At 67.0% G+C, this 21,382-nt stretch carries 23 protein-coding genes; 4 read left to right on the forward strand and 19 right to left on the reverse strand.

Translation table 11 applies throughout. From position 1 onward, the window contains the following. From thiL to ACP7A5_RS12845, 13 genes are all read right to left on the reverse strand, one after another. Nucleotides 1–990 (reverse strand): thiamine-phosphate kinase, encoded by a 990-nt coding sequence (thiL, locus tag ACP7A5_RS12785; RefSeq protein WP_426042271.1) that lies wholly within the window; start codon nucleotides 988–990, stop codon nucleotides 1–3. Nucleotides 991–993: 3 nt separating this feature from the next. Then, entirely contained in the window at nucleotides 994–1,524 is a 531-nt protein-coding gene (gene nusB, locus ACP7A5_RS12790; protein WP_426042272.1) for a transcription antitermination factor NusB, read from the reverse strand. Further along, entirely contained in the window at nucleotides 1,521–1,982 is a 462-nt protein-coding gene (gene ribH / locus ACP7A5_RS12795) for a 6,7-dimethyl-8-ribityllumazine synthase (RefSeq protein WP_303695932.1), read from the reverse strand. Before ribH ends, nusB begins: the two co-directional genes overlap by 4 nt. Further along, nucleotides 1,979–3,127, reverse strand: a complete 1,149-nt coding sequence (gene ribB / locus ACP7A5_RS12800; RefSeq protein WP_426042273.1) for a 3,4-dihydroxy-2-butanone-4-phosphate synthase — start codon at nucleotides 3,125–3,127, stop codon at nucleotides 1,979–1,981. The genes ribH and ribB overlap by 4 nt, the downstream gene beginning before the upstream one ends. Next, on the reverse strand, nucleotides 3,124–3,729 hold the full coding sequence (locus ACP7A5_RS12805; RefSeq protein WP_426042274.1) for a riboflavin synthase: 606 nt from the start codon (nucleotides 3,727–3,729) through the stop codon (nucleotides 3,124–3,126). Before ACP7A5_RS12805 ends, ribB begins: the two co-directional genes overlap by 4 nt. A gap of 57 nt (nucleotides 3,730–3,786) precedes the next feature. Then, a complete protein-coding gene (locus ACP7A5_RS12810; protein WP_426042275.1) occupies nucleotides 3,787–4,422 on the reverse strand; it encodes a RibD family protein in 636 nt (211 codons plus the stop codon). Next, nucleotides 4,422–4,898, reverse strand: a complete 477-nt coding sequence (gene nrdR, locus ACP7A5_RS12815) for a transcriptional regulator NrdR (RefSeq protein ID WP_425991610.1) — start codon at nucleotides 4,896–4,898, stop codon at nucleotides 4,422–4,424. The genes ACP7A5_RS12810 and nrdR overlap by 1 nt, the downstream gene beginning before the upstream one ends. A gap of 9 nt (nucleotides 4,899–4,907) precedes the next feature. Continuing rightward, nucleotides 4,908–6,194, reverse strand: coding sequence for a serine hydroxymethyltransferase (gene glyA, locus ACP7A5_RS12820; RefSeq protein ID WP_426042276.1), 1,287 nt, complete (start codon nucleotides 6,192–6,194; stop codon nucleotides 4,908–4,910). 72 nt (nucleotides 6,195–6,266) lie between these two features. Further along, nucleotides 6,267–6,446: a DUF6898 family protein gene (locus ACP7A5_RS12825; RefSeq protein WP_426042277.1), complete on the reverse strand. Its 180-nt coding sequence runs from the start codon at nucleotides 6,444–6,446 to the stop codon at nucleotides 6,267–6,269. Further along, complete coding sequence (locus ACP7A5_RS12830) at nucleotides 6,446–6,802, reverse strand: hypothetical protein (RefSeq protein WP_426042278.1); 357 nt, start codon at nucleotides 6,800–6,802, stop codon at nucleotides 6,446–6,448. Before ACP7A5_RS12830 ends, ACP7A5_RS12825 begins: the two co-directional genes overlap by 1 nt. 40 nt (nucleotides 6,803–6,842) lie before the next feature. Beyond that, nucleotides 6,843–8,069, reverse strand: a complete 1,227-nt coding sequence (hemA, locus tag ACP7A5_RS12835; RefSeq protein WP_426042279.1) for a 5-aminolevulinate synthase — start codon at nucleotides 8,067–8,069, stop codon at nucleotides 6,843–6,845. A gap of 175 nt (nucleotides 8,070–8,244) precedes the next feature. Beyond that, entirely contained in the window at nucleotides 8,245–9,153 is a 909-nt protein-coding gene (mmsB, locus tag ACP7A5_RS12840; RefSeq protein WP_426042280.1) for a 3-hydroxyisobutyrate dehydrogenase, read from the reverse strand. 70 nt (nucleotides 9,154–9,223) lie between these two features. Further along, complete coding sequence (locus ACP7A5_RS12845; RefSeq protein WP_426042281.1) at nucleotides 9,224–9,976, reverse strand: class I SAM-dependent methyltransferase; 753 nt, start codon at nucleotides 9,974–9,976, stop codon at nucleotides 9,224–9,226. A 128-nt stretch (nucleotides 9,977–10,104) separates the two neighbouring features. Here ACP7A5_RS12845 and ACP7A5_RS12850 point away from each other — a divergent pair, with 128 nt between their 5' ends. Then, nucleotides 10,105–10,413, forward strand: coding sequence for an EthD family reductase (locus ACP7A5_RS12850; RefSeq protein WP_426042282.1), 309 nt, complete (start codon nucleotides 10,105–10,107; stop codon nucleotides 10,411–10,413). On the opposite strand, the gene ACP7A5_RS12855 is transcribed toward ACP7A5_RS12850, so the two are convergent. The 4 genes from ACP7A5_RS12855 to ACP7A5_RS12870 all read right to left on the reverse strand — a co-directional run bounded on the left by ACP7A5_RS12855 (nucleotide 10,410) and on the right by ACP7A5_RS12870 (nucleotide 14,931). Continuing rightward, complete coding sequence (locus ACP7A5_RS12855; RefSeq protein ID WP_426042283.1) at nucleotides 10,410–11,183, reverse strand: class I SAM-dependent methyltransferase; 774 nt, start codon at nucleotides 11,181–11,183, stop codon at nucleotides 10,410–10,412. The two genes, ACP7A5_RS12850 and ACP7A5_RS12855, sit on opposite strands and share 4 nt — an antisense overlap. Before the next feature lie 63 nt (nucleotides 11,184–11,246). Then, entirely contained in the window at nucleotides 11,247–12,287 is a 1,041-nt protein-coding gene (locus tag ACP7A5_RS12860) for an enoyl-CoA hydratase/isomerase family protein (RefSeq protein WP_426042284.1), read from the reverse strand. Then, nucleotides 12,284–13,795 (reverse strand): tryptophan halogenase family protein, encoded by a 1,512-nt coding sequence (locus tag ACP7A5_RS12865; protein WP_426042285.1) that lies wholly within the window; start codon nucleotides 13,793–13,795, stop codon nucleotides 12,284–12,286. The genes ACP7A5_RS12860 and ACP7A5_RS12865 overlap by 4 nt, the downstream gene beginning before the upstream one ends. Beyond that, nucleotides 13,792–14,931, reverse strand: a complete 1,140-nt coding sequence (locus ACP7A5_RS12870; protein WP_426042286.1) for an isobutyryl-CoA dehydrogenase — start codon at nucleotides 14,929–14,931, stop codon at nucleotides 13,792–13,794. The genes ACP7A5_RS12865 and ACP7A5_RS12870 overlap by 4 nt, the downstream gene beginning before the upstream one ends. Nucleotides 14,932–15,125: 194 nt before the next feature. On the opposite strand from ACP7A5_RS12870, the gene hemB reads away from it, so the two are divergent. The 3 genes from hemB (at nucleotide 15,126) to ACP7A5_RS12885 (ending at nucleotide 18,052) form a co-directional block, all read left to right on the forward strand. Continuing rightward, nucleotides 15,126–16,130: a porphobilinogen synthase gene (gene hemB, locus ACP7A5_RS12875; RefSeq protein ID WP_426042287.1), complete on the forward strand. Its 1,005-nt coding sequence runs from the start codon at nucleotides 15,126–15,128 to the stop codon at nucleotides 16,128–16,130. A 62-nt stretch (nucleotides 16,131–16,192) separates the two neighbouring features. Further along, nucleotides 16,193–17,401 (forward strand): hypothetical protein, encoded by a 1,209-nt coding sequence (locus tag ACP7A5_RS12880; RefSeq protein WP_426042288.1) that lies wholly within the window; start codon nucleotides 16,193–16,195, stop codon nucleotides 17,399–17,401. A 42-nt stretch (nucleotides 17,402–17,443) separates the two neighbouring features. After that, entirely contained in the window at nucleotides 17,444–18,052 is a 609-nt protein-coding gene (locus ACP7A5_RS12885) for a peptidylprolyl isomerase (protein ID WP_426042289.1), read from the forward strand. 287 nt (nucleotides 18,053–18,339) lie between these two features. Here the strand turns inward: ACP7A5_RS12885 and ACP7A5_RS12890 are convergent, their stop codons facing one another. Next, nucleotides 18,340–19,416: an alpha/beta fold hydrolase gene (locus ACP7A5_RS12890; RefSeq protein WP_426042290.1), complete on the reverse strand. Its 1,077-nt coding sequence runs from the start codon at nucleotides 19,414–19,416 to the stop codon at nucleotides 18,340–18,342. A 358-nt stretch (nucleotides 19,417–19,774) separates the two neighbouring features. Beyond that, nucleotides 19,775–20,173: a carboxypeptidase-like regulatory domain-containing protein gene (locus tag ACP7A5_RS12895; protein ID WP_426042291.1), complete on the reverse strand. Its 399-nt coding sequence runs from the start codon at nucleotides 20,171–20,173 to the stop codon at nucleotides 19,775–19,777. Nucleotides 20,174–21,382 lie beyond the last annotated feature (1,209 nt).

Genomic DNA, 21,382 nt, shown 5'->3' on the forward strand with positions numbered 1-21,382 from the left:
TCAGTCGTGGGTCCAGCCGGGTTTGCGGATATCGACCGGCTTGCCGAGATAGCTCGCCGTCACGCCGCGTCCCGCCGAAATGGACCCGACGTGGGTCAGGCGCAGCAGTTGTCGATCAGCCTCGCGCTTCAACGCCGCCTCGTCCGAAGGGGCGGCGGTGAGCAGCAGTTCGTAGTCATCGCCGCCTGTCGCCAGGGTCACCAGCGCGGCCTCGGGGTCCGTCCGGGAGTCGAACCAGGCCGTCGCCGCCGCCGACCGCGGCAGCAGTTCCAGCTGCACCGAGGCCGCCACGCCGCTGGCGCTGGCGATATGTCCGAGATCCGCGATGAGGCCGTCCGAAACATCCATGATGGCCGTGACCAGTCCCTGCACCGCCTGACCGAAGGCCAGTTGCGGCACGGGCCGGCGATAGTGCTCCGCCAGCGCGTCGATCCGTTCCTGTTCCAGCTTCAGATGACCCTTCGCCGCCTGCAGCCCCAGCCAGCCGTCGCCGATCATGCCGGTGACATAGATCCCGTGCCCGGGCTTGGCGCCGCCGCGCGTCACCGATCCGCCCTTCGGCGCCCAGCCCAGCATCGTCGCGGAGAAGGACGCCGGTCCGGGCGTCAGCACAGTGTCCCCGCCCAGCAGATGGATGCCGAACTCTTTCTGGTCCGCCGCCAGTCCGGCCGCGAAGGCCTCCCGTTCGGGCCAGCCGCACCGCGGCGACCAGTGGCAGGCCAGAAGATAGCCGAACGGTTCCGCACCCTTGGCGGCCAGGTCCGACAGGTTCACCCGCAGGAGCTTCTGAGCCACGGTGTCGAGCGGGTCCCCGGGCAGGAAATGGACCCCCTCGACGATCGCGTCCTTGGTCAGGACCAGATCGGCGCCCGGCCGCGTGGGCATCACCGCGACATCGTCGCTCAGCCCCCAGGCATGGCCCGGGTGGGCCAGTGGTGCGAAGAGCTTGCGGATCGTCTCGAATTCACCGGCGGCGTCGACGGCGGCCATAACCTAGGCCTTCGAACGCACGTCGCGGGCCACCCCGTCCAGGGCGGCGTTGACGAATTTCGCGTCGCCCTCGTCGAAGAAGGCTTTCGCCAGCTCGACATATTCGTCGATCACGATCTCTTTGGGCACTTCGGTCTTGTGCGTCAGCTCCCAGGCTCCGCAGCGCAGCAGGGCCCGAAGCGTGGCGTCCAGCCGTTCCAGCCGCCAGTTCGAGGCGAGACGGGCCGTCACAGAGGCGTCGATGTCCTTCTGGCCGGCGATGACGCCGCGCACGATATCAGCGAACCAGGCCTCATCGGCCTCCGCCAGCGCCTCGCCCTCGATGTCCGCGTCGAAGCGATGGTTCGAGAACTCGGTGATGACGGTCTCGACGCCCTCCCCCGCCAGTTCCATCTGATAGAGGGCCTGCACGGCGGCCAGACGCGCCACCGTGCGCGCGCGCCGCTGGCGGCTGGTCAGCTGCGGTTCGGCCTGGGCGCGTTCGTTCTCGGCCAGCTGGGCGAGGACGGCCTGGATGGAGTGGGGCTCGGTCATTCCCCGAGCCCTACGCGCAGACGCTTCTTCAGCGCAATGAGGTCCATGCAGGCGCGCGCCGCGCCGCCGCCCTTGTCCCCTTCGGACAGACGGGCCCGGGCCCAGGCCTGATCCTCGTCCTCGACGGTCAGGATGCCGTTGCCGATGATCACGCCGCGCGTGCCGAGCAGCATGATCCCGGCCGCCGACTGATCCGACACGATCTCGAAATGATAGGTCTCGCCCCGGATCACGCAGCCCAGCGCGACATAGCCGTCATAGCGCGGGGCGGTCGGATAGCGGCCGGCCTCCTCGGCCAGGGCGATGGTCGACGGAATCTCCAGCGCGCCCGGCACGGTGACGACGTCGAACGCGATACCCTGGGACCGCAGCGCATCCTTCGCGCCTTCCAGAAGCGCGTCGGCCAGTTCGTCATAGAAGCGCGCCTCGACGATGAGAACGCGGGGGGGATCCTTCAGGATTGGTCTTCTCCGTCCATGTCGCGCCAGCCGACGATACGCAGGCCATAGCCCTCGATGGCGGCGGGTTCGGGGCGGGTGGAGCTCATGACGATCATGTCCTTGACCCCCAGATCCAGCAGGATCTGCGCGCCCACGCCGTAGTTTCTAAGGCTGCGATCGACCGCCGCCGGCTTGTCGACGCCCGCCAGCCGTTCGGCCAGACCCTGCAGGGTCGGGTCGCGCAGGAAGACCACCACGCCCGGCCCGTCATGCCGGGTGATCGTCTTCAGGGCATCGGGGATATAGCTCTGGCGATCCTCGACATGGCCCAGCAGGTCGGCGGCAAAATCAACCTGGTGCATCCGCACTAGCGTCGGCTCGCCCGGTACGATCCGGCCGTGGACCAGGGCGACGTGTTCGGCGCCCTCGATGGTGTTCTTGTAGAGCATCAGGCGGAACGGCCCGCCGTGCACGCTCTCGAACGGCTGGTCCATGATCCGCTCGACGAACCGCTCGGTGCGGCGGCGATAGGCGATCAGGTCGGCGATGGTGCCGATCTTCAGTCCGTGCAACTGGGCAAAGGCGAACAGATCCGGCAAGCGCGCCATGGTCCCGTCGTCGTTCATGATTTCGCAGATCACGCCGGCGGGGGTCAGACCCGCCATCCGGCTGATGTCCACCGCCGCCTCGGTGTGTCCGGTACGAACCAGAACGCCGCCATCGCGCGCCACCAGCGGGAACACGTGGCCTGGCGAGACGATATCGTCGGCCGTCTTTGTCGGGTCTGAGGCGACCTGCACCGTTCGCGCGCGGTCCGCCGCGCTGATTCCCGTCGTCACCCCCTCGGCCGCCTCGATCGAGACGGTGAAGGCGGTCGCCATGCTCTCGCGGTTCTCGGCGGCCATCGGCGGCAGGCGCAGCTCACGGGCGCGCTCGGCGGTGATCGCCAGGCAGATCAGGCCGCGCGCATGCCGCGCCATGAAGTTGATCTGGTCCGGCGTCGCGAACTGGGCCGGGATGATGACGTCGCCCTCGTTCTCGCGGTCCTCGGCATCCACCAGGATGTAGGGACGCCCGTTGCGGGCATCCTCGAGGATATCCTCGATCGGGCTGATCGGACTGTCGAACATGTCGTGGGCCAGGGCGATGGTGTTGGTCATCATGCCGTCTCCTGCCACCGCGCGAGGTAACGCGCCAGCATGTCGATCTCCAGATTGACCGCGCTCCCGACCTTCAGGGCGCCGAGCGTCGTCGCCTCCCAGGTGTGCGGAATGATGTTCAGGCCGAAGCGGCGACCGTCCACCGCGTTCACCGTCAACGACACACCGTCCACGGTGATCGAGCCCTTGGCGGCGATGAACCGGTGCAGCGGCGCCGGGGCCTCGATGACGATCCGGTGCGATCCGCCCTCGGGCGTGATCTCGACGACCGTGCCCAGCCCGTCGACGTGACCCGAGACGATATGGCCGCCCAGCTCATCGCCGACCCTCGTCGCCCGCTCCAGATTGACCGGCGTGCCGGCGCTCCATTCGCCCAGCGTGGTCCTGTCCAGCGTCTCGCCCGAAACCTCGACGGCGAACCAGCCGCCCCCTTCAGGCCTGGCGCTCTTCTCCACCACGGTCAGGCAGACGCCCCCGTGGCTGATCGAGGCGCCCAGGTCGATGCCCGAGACATCCCAGGCCGTCTCGACCTCATACCGGCGATCACGCGCCGTCTGGGCGACCGAGCGAACGCGGCCGATGTCGGTGATGATTCCGGTGAACATGTCAGCCCGCCGTCCCGAAAGGTGGACGCCGGTTTTCGGATAGGACAGCGGGAAACATCAAACGACCTTCTCGTAGCGTTCCCACAGGTCGTCACCCATGGGCTCCGCCGCAAGGCGCCGGTACTTCGGCGCGTGCGCGAGGCGTGCGAGAGCCAGGGCCGCGACTCCCGGACGCCCGTCTCCGCCCAGCAGGATCGGCGCCCGAAACCACTCGATGGCGTCCACGACCCCCGCCGCGATGAAACAGGCGGCGACCCGGCCGCCGCCCTCGATCATCAGGGATTTGACGCCTCGTCCGGCGAGCGTTTCCAGCACGGCGTCCACGCTGGGGCGGCCCTGGGCGTCGCCCTTCACTTTGAGAACTTCCGCCTCGCCGACCGCGATCGGCTCGCGCGTGGTCAGAATCAGCGTGCCGGCGTTGGCCAGCCGCGCGAACGAAGGCGTCCGCAGCTTGCTGTCCAGCACGACGCGCAGAGGGTCCTTGCTCGCCTCGCCCTCCGGCAGCCGCACCGTCAGGCGGGGATCGTCAGCCAGCACTGTCTCGACCCCGACCAGCACGGCGTCGTTCGCCGCGCGAAGCCGGTGACCCTGCTCGCGCGCCTCCGGCCCCGTGATCCACTGGCTTTCGCCCGTCGACGTGCCGATCCGCCCGTCCAGCGACGTGGCGACCTTCCAGGTAATCCGGGGTCTCATCAGCGGCTCGAGGATCCCGGATCGTCGTCCAGGCCCTCGTCGCCGAGGAAGCGGGCGAAGTCGCCGGTCGCCCGGAAGTCCTTGTAGACCGAGGCGTAGCGGACATAGGCGACCTCATCGACGGCCTTCAGCCCCTTCATGATGAAGTCGCCGACGACGCTGGACGGGATCTCGGTTTCGCCAAGGCTCTCCAACTGACGCACGATCCGCGACACCAGCTGTTCGACCTGTTCCGGCTGGATCGGGCGTTTGCGCAGCGCGATGGCCAGCGACCGCTCCAGCTTGTCGCGATCGAAGGGGGTGCGCCGTCCGTTGCGCTTCAGGATGACAAGCTCGCGCAGCTGCACCCGCTCGAAGGTCGTGAAGCGCCCGTTGCAGTTGGGACAGGACCGGCGACGACGGATCGCCGCGCCGTCGTCCGACGGGCGGCTGTCCTTCACCTGGCTGTCCGCGTTGCCGCAGAAGGGGCACTTCATCGCTGGGCCCTATCCGTAGATCGGGAAGCGGGCTGTCAGGGTGCGGACCTTTCCGGCGACCTCGGCGACCACGGCCGGATCGGCCTCGTCCCCACCGTTCATCGAGGAGACGACGTCGGCGATCCAGTGACCGATCTGTTTGAACTCTTCCTCGCGGAAGCCGCGCGTCGTGCCCGCCGGCGTGCCCAGGCGAACGCCCGAGGTGACCGTGAACGGCGCGGTGTCGAACGGCACGCCGTTCTTGTTGCAGGTCATCAGGGCATGCTCGAGCTGCAGCTCGGTCGCCTTGCCCGTCACGCTCTTGGGCCGCAGATCGACCAGGACGATGTGGCTGTCGGTGCCGCCGGACACGACCGCCAGGCCCCGTTCGATCAGAACCCCGGCCAGCGCCTGGGCGTTGGCCACGACCTGTCTAGCATACAGCTTGAACTGGGGCTTCAGCGCCTCGCCGAAGGCCACGGCCTTGGCGGCGATCACATGCTCCAGCGGCCCGCCCTGCAGCCCCGGGAAGACGGCCGAGTTGAACTTCTTGCCCAGCTCGACATCGTTGGACAGGATCATCCCGCCGCGCGGTCCACGCAGGGTCTTGTGGGTCGTCGTCGTCACCACGTGCGCGTGCGGCACCGGGTTAGGATAGGCGCCGCCTGCGACCAGACCCGCGTAGTGGGCCATGTCGACCATCAGCCAGGCGCCGACGCTATCGGCGATCTCGCGGAAGCGGGCGAAATTGATGTGGCGGCTGTAGGCCGAGGCCCCCGCCACGATCAGTTTCGGCTTCTCCTTCAGCGCCATCTCGGCGACGTGGTCGTAGTCGATCAGATGGGTGTCAGGGTTGACCGAATAGGTCACGGGCCGGAACCACTTTCCCGACTGGTTCGCCGGCGAGCCGTGCGTCAGATGCCCGCCCGCCGCCAGATCCATACCCAGGAAGGTGTCGCCGGGCTGCAGCAGGGCCAGGAACACCGCCTGGTTGGCCTGGGCGCCCGAGTGCGGCTGGACGTTGGCGAAGGCCGCGCCGAACAGCTGTTTGGCCCGCTCGCGCGCCAGATCCTCGGTGACGTCGACGAACTCGCAGCCGCCGTAGTAGCGACGGCCCGGATAGCCCTCGGCGTATTTGTTGGTCAGGACGCTGCCCTGTGCGTCCAGCACCGCCTGGGAGACGATGTTCTCGGACGCGATCAGCTCGATCTGTTCCTGCTGGCGATGCAGTTCGCCCTGGATGGCGCCGAACACTTCAGGATCGGCCTCGGCCAGACCCTTGGAAAAATAGGCGTCGTGGATGAAGGGAGCGGTCACGGGCAGGTCCGGGCTGAAGAAACGGGAGGCTGCCTGTCTAGTCCCCGCGCCCAGTCACCACAACATCTTGTGTCACTGCGTCGCAAGCAGCCGCTTGAGCTTGGCTATGGCCAGCCGCTCGACAGCCCTGGGTTCGTGCGCCGGTCCGACCGCTGTCGCCTCACGACCGGTGGCGACATGGACCGCCGTGACCTTCAGATAGGTCCCGTTGCGGATCGCCTCGACGATGACCTCGCCGATGTCGTCAGACACTAGATGCGCTTCAGGGCTTGGAACATCTCGCCCGTGCTCAGCTCGCTATCCCAATATCCGATGATCGTAGCCTCGTTGAGCGTAATCCACTGCTGGACCAGTTTCAAACTGGTGTTGTCGAGCGGCCCGTCGATCAAGGTCGGCGTCGGTCGAACGCCGACAACCGCCATGTCGTCGCTGGAGATCCGATCTCCCGGCGTCCGACACACCTTCACTCGGGCATCGTGTCGCGCTTTGCCCCGGTTGCTGACCCAGATAACCATAGGGAGGCCAGTGTCTTTCGGGCGCAGGTTCGACATGAGAAAGAAGTCTTCCTCCTCGGCCGGCGTCTCCGGGATCGGCTGATGGACGTTCATGCCGTCAGCATACCGCGAATCCGCGGCAGCCGGAAATCGGTCAAGCCGCTACGGGCATCCGGGCGATGTGGCAGTGGGTCCACAGCTTGTCCATCGCGCTGACCAGGGCGTCCATCATGCCCTCGTCATGGTTCGGCGAGGGCGTGAAGCGCAGCCGCTCCGTCCCCTTGGGCACCGTCGGATAGTTGATCGGCTGAACATAGACGCCGAAGTCTTCCAGCAGCATGTCCGAGATCATCTTGGCGTGCACCGGATCGCCGACGAAGACCGGCACGATGTGGCTTTCGCTCGGCATCACCGGGATGCCGGCCGCAGCGAAACGGTCCTTCAGGGTCCGGGCCCGCTCCTGGTGCGCCTCGCGCAGTTCCGGATGCGTCTTCAGGTGCCGCACCGAGGCCAGGGCCCCGGCGGTCAATGCGGGCGGAAGCGAGGTGGTGAAGATGAAGCCCGAGGCCCAGCTGCGCACGGCGTCGATGATCACCGCGTCAGCGGCGATATAGCCGCCCATGACGCCGATGGCCTTGCCCAGGGTGCATTCGACGATATCGATCCCGTCGAGCACGCCATCGCGCTCGGCCACGCCCGCACCGGTCGCGCCGTAGAGGCCGACCGCATGAACCTCGTCGAGATAGGTCATGGCGCCGTATTTCCGGGCCAGGGCGATGGTGCCGGCCAGGTCGGCGATGTCGCCGTCCATCGAATAGACGCTCTCGAACGCGATCAGCTTGGGCGCATCGGCGGGCGCGGCGGCCAGCAACTCCTCCAGATGCGTCAGGTCGTTGTGCAGGAAGACATGCCGCTCGCAGCCGCCGTTCCTGATGCCCGCGATCATCGAGGCGTGGTTCAGGCTGTCGGAGAAGATGATCAGCCCCGGCAGGATCCGCTGCAGCGTCGTCAGCGTCGCCTCGTTGGCCACATAGCCCGAGGTGAACAGCAGCGAGGCCTCCTTCTGGTGCCAGGACGCCAGTTCGGCCTCCAGGTCCACGGCCGAGCGGGTCGTGCCCGAGATGTTGCGCGTGCCCCCGGCGCCGGCGCCCACGGCGTCCAGCTCGGCCTGCATGGCGTCGAGCACGACCGGATGCTGCCCCATGCCGAGATAGTCATTGGAGCACCAGATGACGACGTCCTGCTCGGACCCGTCATCCAGGCGCCGAACCGCCTTCGGAAACTGGCCGCGCACGCGCTTGATATCGGCGAAGACGCGATAGCGCCCTTCGCCCTTCACCTGGTCGACGGCGGACTGGAATGCTGCGGTGTAGTCGAACAACCCTGTTACTCGCGTGGTCTCTCTGGATGGCGCGGTATTTGCGCTCCGGGTCCGCGAAAGTCTATCGCCACAGGCTGCAAAATGGTCGCAACCTTCTAATTGATAACGGTTCTCAGTTTCGTTCGTGCGCATGTGCGACAATCGCAGGAAGAGACATGCGCCGCATTGAGATGGATCAAGTCCGGGGCAACTCGTCCAGCTTCCCGCGCAGCATCTGCAGGATGCCAGAGAAGTCGCGGCCGCCGTAACCCAGGCCGTCGAACATCTGGAACAGGGCTTCGGTCTGCGCCCCCAGCGGCGTGCTCGCGCCGGCCTTGGCCGCTGCGTCCTGGGCCAGCTTGAGATCCTTCAGCATCATGGCCGTGGCGAAGCCGCCGTCATAGTTGCGATTCGACGGCGCGGTCGGCACCGGCCCCGGCCACGGATAATAGGTCGTCGTCGACCAGCTCTGGCCCGATGACTTGGCGACGATGTCGAACATCTTCACCGGATCCAGACCCAGCTTCTCGGCCAGGGCGATCGCCTCGCACGTCCCCAGCATGGTGATGCCCAGGATCATGTTGTTGCAGATCTTGGCCGCCTGCCCCGCTCCGTGGTCGCCGGCGCGGAAGGTCGCCCGGCTCATGGGCTCCAGCGCCGCCTCGATGCGCGCGAAGTCGCCTTCGTCGCAGCCGACCATGAAGGCCAGCGTCCCCGCGTCCGCCGCCATCGTCCCGCCCGATACCGGCGCGTCGGCGAAGGCGTAGCCGCCCTCCTTCGCCAGGCCCGCGACCCTGCGCGCCGTGTCCACGTCGATGGTCGAGCAATCGAGCAGCAGGGCCGAAGACGGCGCCACGCCGATGATCTGTTCCGAATAGACCTTCAGCACATGCGGCCCGGCCGGCAGCATGGTGATGACCACCTCCGCATCGCGCACGGCCACGGTGACCGATTCGACCGGCACGCAGCCCGCGCCTTTCGCCCGATCCAGAGCCGCCGCCGACAGGTCGAAGGCCGCGACCGCATGGCCCGCCCTGGCCTGGTTCGCGGCCATGCCGCCGCCCATGTTGCCCAGGCCGATGAAGGCGATCTTGGTGGCGGTCATTGCGGCGTTTCCCTGGAAGCGTTCTTGTTGGCCTCCGGTTAGCCTCTCATTCCGACCGCCGCCAGAGTCCTTACGCGGGTTTGCGGAAGCGCAGCATGAACTGGCTGGTGTGTCCCCGGATCGAAGGATCGAACACATTGGCCGTCAGCGGGTCCTCCGCGTGCAGCAGGATGTCGCTCTCGCCGTCCAGCACGAAGCCCGCCGCCTCGACCTCGCGCTTCACGTCGGCGATGTCGATCCGGTGCAGGGTGTCGGCGACGTCCAGCCCCGCGCCCGCCGTCGCGGCGTGGTCGACGATGACATAGAGCCCGTCCGGCTTCAGCGCCGCGAACACCGCCGCATTGACCCTGGCCGCCGTATCCGCCGGGAAGGGCCGCAGGTGCAGGTCGTGATAGTTCTGGGCCGTGAAGATCAGGTCCATCCCGGCCGGAAACTCGGGCGCGCCGATGGGCGAGCGGATGCCAGTGACATTGTCCATCGCGTCGGCCGCCGCGATCGAGTCGGCGTAGCTGGCCTGGAAGGCGATGAACTCCGCCGGCTGCCAGGCCACGACCTGGCCCCTTTCGCCGACGGCGCTGGCGAAGACGCGGGTGAAATAGCCACCGCCGATGATCATGTCGCCGATGGTCTGACCCGGCCCGACCTCGGCGAAGGCCAGGACTTCGGCCGTCTTCCTCGCGGCGTCGCGGGCAGTGTCGGCCTCGGGCCGGTCAGCATCGGCCAGCACGGCGGCATAGGCGCCGACGTCCTGGGGCGCGGGCGCCATCGCCCCGGTGGACATCAGGACGGCGACCGAAACGGCCAGGATCAACGAACGACGCATGGCTCTCTCCCGTGGCGCTCTCACGGCGCACTCAGGCTTTTACCTCGTCCAGCGAACGCTGTCAGTTGAAGCCGGGTTCCTGTCTTCGAATTCATGATATCGCTGGATATCAACACAAGGATACGCCCGTGGCCCAGCTCGTCGTGACCTATGGAAAGCCCGCCGACCCTGCAGCCTTCGACGCCCACTATCGTGACGTCCACATCCCGCTCGCAAGGGCGATCCCGGGTCTGCGCCGCTTCGAGGTCACCGAGGGTCCGGTCCTGACGCCGGAGGGCCCTTCCGACGTGCATCTGATCGCCACCCTGACCTTCGACAGCCTTGCGGACATCGCCGCCGCCTTCGCCAGCCCGCCGGGTCAGGCGGCCGCCGGGGACGTCGCCGGCTTCGCCACGGGCGGCGCCTCGATGCTGATGTTCGAGACCCGGGAGGTCTAGCCCGGCTTCCGGAAGCGATAGACGAACTGGTCGGAGCGGCCCCGGATGGCCTCGTCGAAGACCGACAGGCTGTGATCGTCCTCGGGGTTCCTGACCACGCTGGTCTCGCCGTCGAAGATGAAGCCTGCGGCCTCGACCTGGGCGCGCAGGGCCGAGCCCTCGATCCGGTGCAGGGTGCCGACCACGCTGGTCCCCGCCCCCGCCGCCGCCTGGTGATCCAGAATGACGTAAAGCCCGCCCGGCTTCAGCGCCCGGAACACCGCCGCGTTCATCGCCGTCACGTCGACGTTGAACCGGTCGATGACGAAGTCGTGGTATTCCTGGCCCATGAAGACGACGTCCAGCGGCTCGGGAATGGCGAACTCTTCCAGCGCGCCGGTCAGCCGGGTCACGTTCGGATAGTCGGTCGCCAGGGTGTCGCCGAAGGCGTTCTCGCGCGCCGCCGTCTGGTTCGGCACATAGGCGTAGACCCGACCCTCGGGCCCCACGGCGCGGGCGAACAGGCGGGAGAAATAGCCCTCCTCCGGCCGCACGTCGGCGATCCGCTCGCCGCCGTCGATGCCGATGAAGGCCAGCATCTCGGCCGGCTTCCTCAGCGGATCGCGCGCCACTTCTCCGGCGGGCCGCAACGGATCGGCGATGGCCAGGGCGTAGTCGTTGACGATCGCCGAGGCTCGCTCGGCGGGATCAGCCGGCGTCTCAGCCGACATCATCGGCGCGCAGGCCGTCAGGGCCAGGGCGGTTGCGGCGAGCAGGGACAGTTTCAGCATGGCGCGATCCTCGAACAGCGGTTGGACGCACATACGCGCGAGAGCTTCACAGGATGCAAGCGGTCAGGACAGCGGCGTCCATTCCTCATCGACGGGCAGAGGCGAGAACAGGGCGTCGAGAGCGTCATCGGTCACGCCTTCCAGCGTCGCCGGCGACCATTTCGGCGCACTGTCCTTGTCGACGATGACGGCCCGCACCCCCTCCTGGAAGTCGTGCGTCCGCACCACCCGGCCGCCCAGTCGGTACTCCATCGCCATGACCTCGGCGAAGGTCTGCATCGCCCGCCCGGCCCGCAGCTGGCGCAGGGTGACCTTCAGCGACTGCGGCGACTTGGTCCTCAGCGTCGCCAGTTGCGCCAGGGCCCAGTCCGACCCGTCCGCCTCGAGCGCCGCTAGGATCGCCTCGACCGTGTCGAAGGCGAACAGCCGGTCGATGGCTTCGCGGTGAGGAGAAAGCGGCGCGGCGCCGGCATCAGCCGCATGCTCCGCGACGGCATCCGGCGCACGGGAAAGCAGATCGGCCTTCAGCGCCTCAAGGCTGCCCGACGCCACGAAATGCGTATGGATCCCCAACGCCACCGTGTCCGCCGCCTTCAGCCGCGCCCCGGTCAGGGCAAGCCAGGTCCCGGTCTCGCCCGGCAGCCGCGGCAGGAACCAGCCGCCGCCGACGTCGGGGAACAGGCCGATGCCCGTCTCCGGCATGGCATAGGTCGTCCGCTCGGTCGCAATCCGGAGGTCGGCAGGCTCGGAGATGCCGACGCCGCCGCCCATCACGATCCCGTCCACGAGGGCCGTAATCGGCTTGGCGTATTCGAACATCAGGTGGTTCAGCCGGTACTCCGCGAGGAAGAAGGCCCTGGCCTCCGACGCATCCGTGGCCCCGCTCTCGGCGATCATCCGGATATCGCCGCCGGCGCAGAACCCGCGTTCGCCCGCATGGTCGACCAGCACCGAGGTCACCGCCGGATCGTCGCGCCAGGCCAGCAATGCCGCTGTCATCGCCTCGCACATGGCCAGGTTCAGCGCATGCAGCGCCGTGGGCCGGTTCAGGGTAATGCGCCCGACCGATCCCTCGATCCGGGTGATGACTTCAGCCTCGCTCATGCGTCCGCCCACATCCTGTTCGCCTTCAGATAATCCTCGTGCGCCGGCAGGTTCTCCGCCGTCGTCGCCCAGGCCTGTTTGATCTGTTCGAAACCCGCCGCGACCCGGTCGAGGTCCTGATAGTTATAAAGCGGGTTGTGCGCCCTGGGCACGATACCCTGGCCCATCATCACCGCCATCCACGACCCCTGGCTGAAATATTCGTCTGCGCCGACCTGGAACAGCAGGCCCCGGTCGCGGAACATCTCGACCCGTTCGGCCAGGCTGTCGGGGATCGCCATGTCGCGGACGTGCCGCCAGAACGGCGTGTCGTCCCTCCGGGTCGCGTGATAATGCAGGATCACGAAGTCCCGGATCAGCTCGATCTCGCGTGTCAACCGTCTGTTGTAACCGTCTGTATTCGTTTGACTGAATGCCATGTCTGGCCAGTGCTGCAACAGCCGGATGATGCCGCTCTGGACCAGGTGGATGCTGGTCGATTCCAGAGGCTCGATGAAGCCTGACGACAGGCCCAGCGACACCACATTCTTGTCCCACAACGTCTTGCGCCGCCCGGTCACGAACCGCAGCGGCCGCGGATCGGCCAGGGCCTCGCCATCGAGGTTGGCCAGCAGTGTTTCCTTCGCCGCCTCGTCCTCGATGAAATCCGAGCCATAAACATAGCCGTTGCCGGTCCGGTGCTGCAGCGAGATCCGCCACTGCCACCCCGCCTCCCGCGCCGTCGAGGATGTGAACGGATCGACTGCCCGCACCTTGGCGCAGGGCACGGCCAGGGCCCGGTTCATCGGCAGCCAGTGCGACCAGTCCTCATATCCGGCCTTGAGCGCCCCTTCGATCAGCAGGCCCCGGAAGCCGGTGCAGTCGATGAACAGATCCGCCGTCACCGTCCGTCCGTCCTTCAGCACCACATGGTCGACGAAGCCGTCTTCCGGCCGCTGTACGACCTCGACGATCTCCCCCTCGATCCGCTCGATGCCGCGCGTCGCACAGACCTTTCTCAGGTACTGGCCGTAGAGGGTCGCATCGAAATGATAGGCGGTGTGAAAGCCCGACAACGCCGACCGGGGATCGTTCGACCGCGCCCCGACCTTGCCGCGCCTGGCCGCATGCGAGGTGATCGAATAGCTCTCCAGCGACCCTGCCTTGCCCCGTTCCTTGAGGGCGAAATACGACCCGGGAAAATCGCCCAGCGTCGGCCCGGCGCCGAAGGTCCCGAACGGATGGAAATAGGCGCTGTCCTTCGCCCCCCAGCCCTTGAACTCGATGCCGAGTTTGATCGTGGCCTTGGTCTCGCGCATGAATTCGGCCTCGTCGAGGCCGATCAGGGCGTTGAAGTCGCGGATCGGCGGCACCGTCGCCTCCCCCACCCCGACGATGCCGATGTCGGCGCTCTCGACCAGCCGCACCTCGGCATGAGGTCCCACCGACCGCTTGATCGCGGCCGCCGCCATCCAGCCGGCCGTGCCGCCCCCGACGATGAGGACGGATTTGATGGGCGCGCCGGTCACTGTCGCATCATCTCCCGCGCCGTGATCACCCGCATGATCTCGTTGGTGCCTTCCAGGATGCGGTGAACCCTGAGGTCGCGCACGATCCGCTCCAGCGGGTAGTCCTTCAGATAGCCGTAGCCGCCGTGCAGCTGCAGGGCTTCGTCGGCGATCTGGAAACAGGCGTCGGTCGCCATCCGCTTGGCCATGGCGCACCACTTCGTCGCCTCGGGGTGACGCGTGTCCAGCGCCCAGGCGCCGCGCAGGACCATCAGCCGCGCCGCCTCCAGTTCGGTCGCCATGTCGGCCAGCTTGAACTGGGTGTTCTGGAACTCGGCCAGGGCCTTGCCGAACTGTTTGCGCGTCGCGACATAGGCCTGGGCCGTCTCGAGCGCGAGCCGCGCCCCGCCCAGGGAACAGGCCGCGATGTTCAGCCGCCCGCCGTCCAGCCCCATCATCGCATAGCGGAAACCGTCGCCTTCCTGGCCCAGCAGGTTGGCCGCCGGCACGCGGCAGTCGTCGAACTGGACGATGGCCGTGGGCTGGGAATTCCAGCCCATCTTCTTCTCCTGCGCCCCGAAGCTGAGGCCCGGCGTGCCCATCTCAACCACGCAGGCCGAAATGCCCTTCGGCCCCGCCTCGCCGGTCCGCGCCATGACGACATAGACGTCCGACGTGCCCGCGCCGGAGATGAAGGCCTTCGACCCGTTGAGCACCCAGGCGTCGCCGTCCCGCGTCGCGCTTGTCCGCATGGCCGCCGCGTCCGACCCCGAGCCCGGCTCGGTCAGACAGTAGGAGGCGATCAGCTCCATCGTCGCCAGACGCGGCACATAACGGGCGCGCAGTTCGTCCGACCCGAACCGGTCGATCATCCAGGTCGCCATATTGTGGATCGAGATGAAGGCCGCCGTCGACACGTCCCCGCGCGCCAGCTCCTCAAAGATCAGCGCCGCCTCGACCCGGCCCAGGGCCATGCCGCCGTGCTCCTCGGAGGTGTAGATGGCGGCGAACCCGGTCTCCGCCGCGCGGCGCATCACATCGACCGGGAAATGCTTGGTCTCGTCCCACTCGGCCGAGTGGGGCGCCAGCTCCGCATCGGCAAAGGCGCGCGCCGCGTCCTGAATGGCGCGCTGGTCGTCGGTGAGGGCGAAATCCATGGGGTCTCCGGTGCGGCTTTTCTTCGGCTTCTATCCGCATCCCTCTCCCGTTGGGAGAGGGCTTGAGCGCACGGCGGCGCAGCCGTCGTCCTTGCGCCAAAGGGTGAGGGGCGTGCCTCAACGGTCAGACCCGACCCTCATCCGGCCCTGCGGGCCACCTTCTCCCACCGGGAGAAGGGAGGTAGAGACCCCCCATGACCCTCCCCTTCGCACCCGCCGCCTTCCCCATGGCCCGTCCCCGCCGCCTGCGCAGCCAGCCGTGGGTGCGCCGACTGGTGGCCGAGACGACCCTGACGCCGTCCGACCTCATCTGGCCCCTGATCGTCCACGACGGCGCCGAGGACCGCGTGCCCGTCCCCTCCATGCCCGGAATCTTCCGCCTGTCGCCGAAAGCTGCGGCCGCCGCCGCCGTCGAGGCCCGCGACCTCGGCATCCCCATGGTCGCCCTCTTCCCCAACGTCGACCCCGCGACCAAGGACGCGATCGGCACCGGCGCGACGGACCCCGACGGCCTGATCCCGGACTGCATCAAGGCCATCAAGGACGCGGCGCCCGAGATCGGCGTCATGTGCGACGTGGCGCTGGACTGCTACACCGATCACGGCCACGACGGGGTCGTCGAGAATGGTCGGATCGTCAACGACGCCTCGCTGGACCGCCTCGCCGAACAGGCCTTCATCCAGGCCCACGCCGGCGCCGACGTCGTCGCCCCCTCGGACATGATGGACGGTCGGGTCCAGGCCATCCGCGAGGCGCTCGAGGCCAACGGCTTCCACGACACCCTGATCCTGTCCTACGCGGCCAAGTTCGCCTCGGCCTTCTACGGCCCGTACCGCGACGCGGTCGGCTCGGCGAAGATGCTGACCGGCGACAAGAAAACCTATCAGATGGACTACGCCAACTCCGACGAGGCCCTGAAAGAGGTCGCCATGGACATCGCCGAGGGCGCCGACATGGTCATGGTCAAGCCCGGCATGCCCTATCTCGACATCGTCCAGCGGGTGTCCGAGACCTTCAGGCTCCCGACCTTCGCCTATCAGGTCAGCGGCGAATATTCGATGATGCAGGCCGCCATCGCCAACGGCTGGCTCGACCAGGACCGCGCCATCCTGGAGAGCCTGCACGGATTCAAACGCGCGGGCTGCGCCGGCGTGCTCAGCTACTTCGCCCCCCAGGCCGCGAGGCTGCTGGGCCGCTAACAGCCAAGCTCCTTCGTCAAATCTTCACCCGACCCCGCCACGATTCGGGAAAAGGGAAGGCGATGACGGCTGTTTCGTGCCTGCGGGTCATGGTGGACGCAAATCGCACGGATTTGCCAGCGGATACGCTCGGCCCCCTCGTGGCCAAATACACCATCATCTTTCTGGAGGTGCGCTGGGTCCGGCCCCGCACCGCCGATCCGCTCACCCACTACTGCTATCTGCTGAGCGACCCGCAGACCGACCAGCTGGACACCTTCGAACTCGCCCACCTGGCCACCGAGCTCCAGGAACGGCTGTTCGGCACCGGGGTCGAGGACGCGGTGAAGCTTGTGCTGTTCGAGGGCAAGCCGGAGGCGATGCGCGCCTTCACCGCCGCATCCGCCGAAGAGGTGGTGCTGGCCATGGAGGATCCTGGCCGCCTGCCGAAAGGCGGTCGCCTGCGTCGCATCGCGGCGGACGGATCGCTGATCGACGTGCCGGAGGAAGTCAGGGCTCCGAAGGGCCCCATCGACGACACCAACTTCGGTCCCTCGATCGATGGCGCGCAGGGCATCTATTTCCCCAAGGCCCGGGCCTTCGTAGGCGACGTCATCAGCTGCACCCCGTCACGCGCAGCCACCTACTACAGCGCCGTCGACGGCGAGGAGCACCTGCCCGAAGAGTCCGGGTCGTTCGACGGCAGTTGCGTGATGACGGCGCTGCGTTTCCTGGTCGATTTCCCGGTCGTGACCCCGTTGTTCGTGCCGGTATCCTTCTCGACCCTGGTCCGCCCCAGCCAGAGGGCGGACTATGTCGAGCTTCTCGGCATCCTGCCTGCGGAGACCCGTTCCCAGTTGGCGGCGACCGTCTATGACGTGCCCAGGGCGCCGTCGTTTCAGTCGCTCAAGGTCATCCATGAGGCCTTGCGGGACCATTTCTCCAGCCTGGACCTGCGAACCCAGGACCCGGATTTCGAGGTCAGGCAGCTGGCGGAGAAGACGGTGACGAGCGTCACCCTGGTGCTCCCCAACGCCAGCCAGGAGGTTCGCACGGCCGCCTTGAGGCGGTTCGCCTCTCACGCTCCGGAATACCGGCGCCGCCTCATCTGGCCGGGGCTGTCCAACATCCGCTACCGGGCCGAGCGCGAGCTGGCGATCAGCCTCGGCTTCCCGTTCCTGACCGGGCCGGGAATCTGCCGGCTCCAGAGCGAGCCGATCGGCGGTCGTGCGTGGGAGGCCGGGGCTCTGCCGGTCCTGACGATCGATCGCTCGCTGGCCGCGACCGGCTGATCCCGCTAGCGTCGCCCGCGAGCACGACGTGAGACACCATCGATGATCAGACGCACCCTCCTCGCCCTCGCAGCCCTGCTGTTGTGGCCCGCGCTCGCCGCGGCCCAGGACCCGGCCGCGCCCGCCCTGCCCCGCGTGGCGCTGGAGACCTCGGCCGGTCGCATCACCATCGAGGTGGAGGAGGCCAGGGCGCCGATCACGGCCGCCAACTTCCTGAAATACGTCGATGAGCACCGCTTCGACGGAGCCACCTTCTATCGCGCCATGCAGTCCGGCCCCGGGACGGGTCTGGTCCAGGGCGGGGTGAACAACGATCCCGAGCGGGTCCTGCCGCCCATCGCCCACGAGCCGACGACCCAGACGGGCCTCAGCCATATCGACGGCGCCGTCTCGATGGCCCGCTACGCCCCCGGCACGGCCACGGGCGACTTCTTCGTCTCGGTGGGCCCGACCCTGTCCTACGACGCCGGACGGTCCTTCTCGGTCGATCCCGACGGTTTCGCGGTCTTCGGCCGCGTGGTCGGGGGCATGGACATCGTCCGCGCCATCCTCGCCAGCCCGACCTCCCCGACCGAGGGCGAAGGGTTCATGCGCGGCCAGATTCTGGAGCCGAAGATCGTGATCCTCCAGGCCTGGCGGGAGGCTCCCTAGGTTCAATCGACATTCGACCTTGTCATCCCGGAAATCGCGCTGGCGATTATCCGGGACGAAAAGCCATCTGTTCGACCCTCCCGGAAGACGCGAAGCGGCTGTCCGGGAGACAGCAAAGGGCGGTCGGGCCTTCTCCCGGATAATCGCCAGCGCGATTTCCGGGAGCCCGACTCTCAGCCTCCAGCGTCCCGGCTCTCCGCTTAGCCTGTCCTCGGGCCGAGCGAAGCTCGGACCCGTGGGCTGCGACCGGGATGACAAGCGTCTGGAACGCTGACTGTCGATTGAGCCTAGCGTTCGGTCCGCGCCAGCAGGGCGACCAGATCGTCCTTCCAGAACCGCGCCCAGGTGTGGGTTCCGTGACCCTTGCCGTCGGCGCTGTTCGGGATCAGCCGGTAGGTCGTGTTCGCCAGCCTCGGCGCGAACCGTTCCGACAGGCCCAGTTCCGGCGGATTGATGAAGTCGTCGGCCGAGTTGATCCAGGTCGTCGGCGCCGTCATTCGCTCCAGCCCCGCCGAGGGGTCATAGTCCCATGAGGCGTTGACCTGGTACCACAGGTCATTGGCGTCCAGCGCCGGCAGCCGCCGCTCCATCTGGGTCGCCAGATAGCCGTCGACCGTCTCCGGCGTCGCCAGATCCCGCTGCATCGCCATCGGGGCCGGACCCGCCAGCAGCAACAGATCGACGGCCGTGCGCAGGCCCTGAACCGGTTGGGCCTGGTAGTCGCCGCCCGCCCAGAGAGGATCGCTCCGGATCGCGTCCTTCAGCATGGTCCGCCACAGCCGGTTGCGCCCCACGATCGCCGTCGGCTGGCAGGCCATGGGCATCAGGGCGTCGGCGAAGTCCGGGTGGGTCGTGCCCCAGACGAAGATATGCATACAGCCCATCGAGGTGCCGAGGATCAGCCTCAGACGATCGACGCCCAGGCCATCGACCAGAAGCCGCCGCTGCGCCTCGACCATCTCGGCATAGCCGTACTCCGGGAAGGCCGCCCGCAAGCCGTCACTGGGCCTGGACGACGCGCCGTGACCCAGGTTGTCCGGCATGATGACATAGCAGCGGGCTGTATCCAGCGGCTGGCCCGGCCCGAACAGGTCGTCGGCGAACTGGGGCGACAGGAACTGGGCCCCGGTCCCGCCGGTGCCGTGCAGCAGCAGGACGGCGTTGGTCACATGCCCCTCGGCGTCACGCCGGGGCTCTCCCAGCGTGCGATAGTGGATCCGCGCGTTCGCCAGCGTCGATCCACGCGCCATGGGCAGGTCGCCGATCGCCGCATCGCCCTCGATCGGGCTCCACGTCTGCGGGGTCCGGGCATAGGCCTGACCACACCAGACCAGCAGAAACAGAAGGATCGTCGCGATACGCATGGCCGTCTTCACTCCCCCGGGAGTGCCAGACTAGGGGAAGACTCTCCCGTACTGACCAAAAAACGCACAGGGGTCGCCGACACCCGAAAACCGGCCGTCGGCAGTCCCGGCGCGATTCAAGCCGTCCGCCCACATGTCTGGCCGGGCCTTACGCGGTAAAAGAGACTCACCGAATGTCCGCTGGGGGGGGGTAGCGGACGATAGGCCCAACCTCGCCAGGGGCCGCTCCGTGCCAGTAGCCAACACTATCCCCTCGCCGGATAGACGACTTTCAGGGTTCAAGCGGCGTCGGAACGTCTCCTGCGCGGCCGTGCGAGAGGCGGGGCAAAATCCGATGCGGGCGCCGGCGAGTTCGGCGCTACCGCCGGGTCTCGTTCTGGCGTCCCCATCGGTCGAAGATCTCGACCCGTCCGCTGAGCATCACCGTGCCCAGGCTCGCGCCGATCGGAAACAGGTAGGCCCCTCGGGCGTCGGGCCTGACAGGCCGGCCATCGACACTGAGGATCAACTGCCGGTTTGACGGACAGGTCTGTCGGGGAGAGCAGGCCGTCGAAACCGCATATTCGCCCGGCTCGACCCTCGCACGCGCCGAGAAGCGGCCTTCCCGATCCGAGGTTGCGACCACAATCGGCGAGCCCCCGGGATTTTTGCCCAGGTAGATATCGACTCCCGGAATGGGCTCACCTAGGGTGGCCATCCCGGTCGAGGCTAGTGCAGCCAGGGCCATACCGGCGATGGCAACACGTCTGAAGTTCAATGCCATCTTCTGGTTCCCGCCAGGCCATTCCGGCCGCCAGTTGCGGTCGCAAAACGCTGGTCACTTCCCGTAATCATTGTCAATCTGTCCGACGTATCGCGGTTCAGGGCGCGAACTCTGCTTCGGCGGTGACGTGAGGGCTTACAGCAGTCGATCACCACAGGCACCAGTGCGAGGGTCGATCACACGGTCCGCCATAAGTTCATAGACGCCGCCCCAAACCCAACTTAGTCGAGCGATGTTCCTTCAGATTGACAGCCGGTCATCGGGGGCGAATAGTCTCAAAACTGCTCGCTGCATTTCAGCGGCATGGGGTACCCCCAACATGATCGTCCGTGTCCTAGCCCTCGCTGTCGCAGGGCTGAGCCCATTGCTGCTCGCCTGCTTTCCGAACATCGCCTTTGCCCAGATGATCAGGCCTTTTCCCCCAACGATTTACGAGGTCGATGTGGCATGCGGCTACGCCGACGGCCAGCGATACACGGTCCGCATCCAATCCATGAAAAATGGAGTTACCCGGTTTAGCGACTACAGTTTCAATTTTCGCAACGTTCAGGGCGGGGCCACACTTAGTCTATCTCCCGCTGCATCTAATGTGCCGGCCAGCGCAGTAATCGAAGGACCAATGCAGTACTATAACCGTCAGTATCAGTTTTTCGACATTCCGGCAGGCGTCTACGACTTGACGATTTCACACTCTCCTGGGTCAGCCCAGAGCAGTTCGCTCATTGTAACAAACGTGTCCGTGCCCGTTGCGGTGACAACGAATGGCAGGGGTACGGGCTGCAGATTTCCATGAAACTGAACGGCAGCAACAGCAAATGGTACAGCTAGCAAGGCTGAGCCTAACGCCCGGGCTGGAGGCATTGCAGCGGCTGCAATCTCCATATTGAGATCACCGGGGATCAGATCGCCGCCCTGATCCGCGACCCGCAGTTCTGTCCGCTTTACAGGCTATGCGTTAACCAAAGCGGACCCAATTCAAGACTGCTTGGGGTCGAAAGCGGCTATCGGCATCCGATCTGGAAACAGACTTTCCGCCAATGGGTCACAGACCTGTACAGGTCCTCAGGTTAGCATTCCGCTGCCAGGCAGGCCGCTGAAATCCCGAGACATTTATGATTTCTGAGGCAATCGAACAGGCGCCCCTCGCAGCCATGGTATGATGGTCTCCGGTCTTTGACATCCCGCAGACAGGCGCAGGGCGTC

This window comes from Brevundimonas sp. TWP2-3-4b1, assembly GCF_049897665.1.
Taxonomy (GTDB): Bacteria; Pseudomonadota; Alphaproteobacteria; order Caulobacterales; family Caulobacteraceae; genus Brevundimonas; species Brevundimonas subvibrioides_B.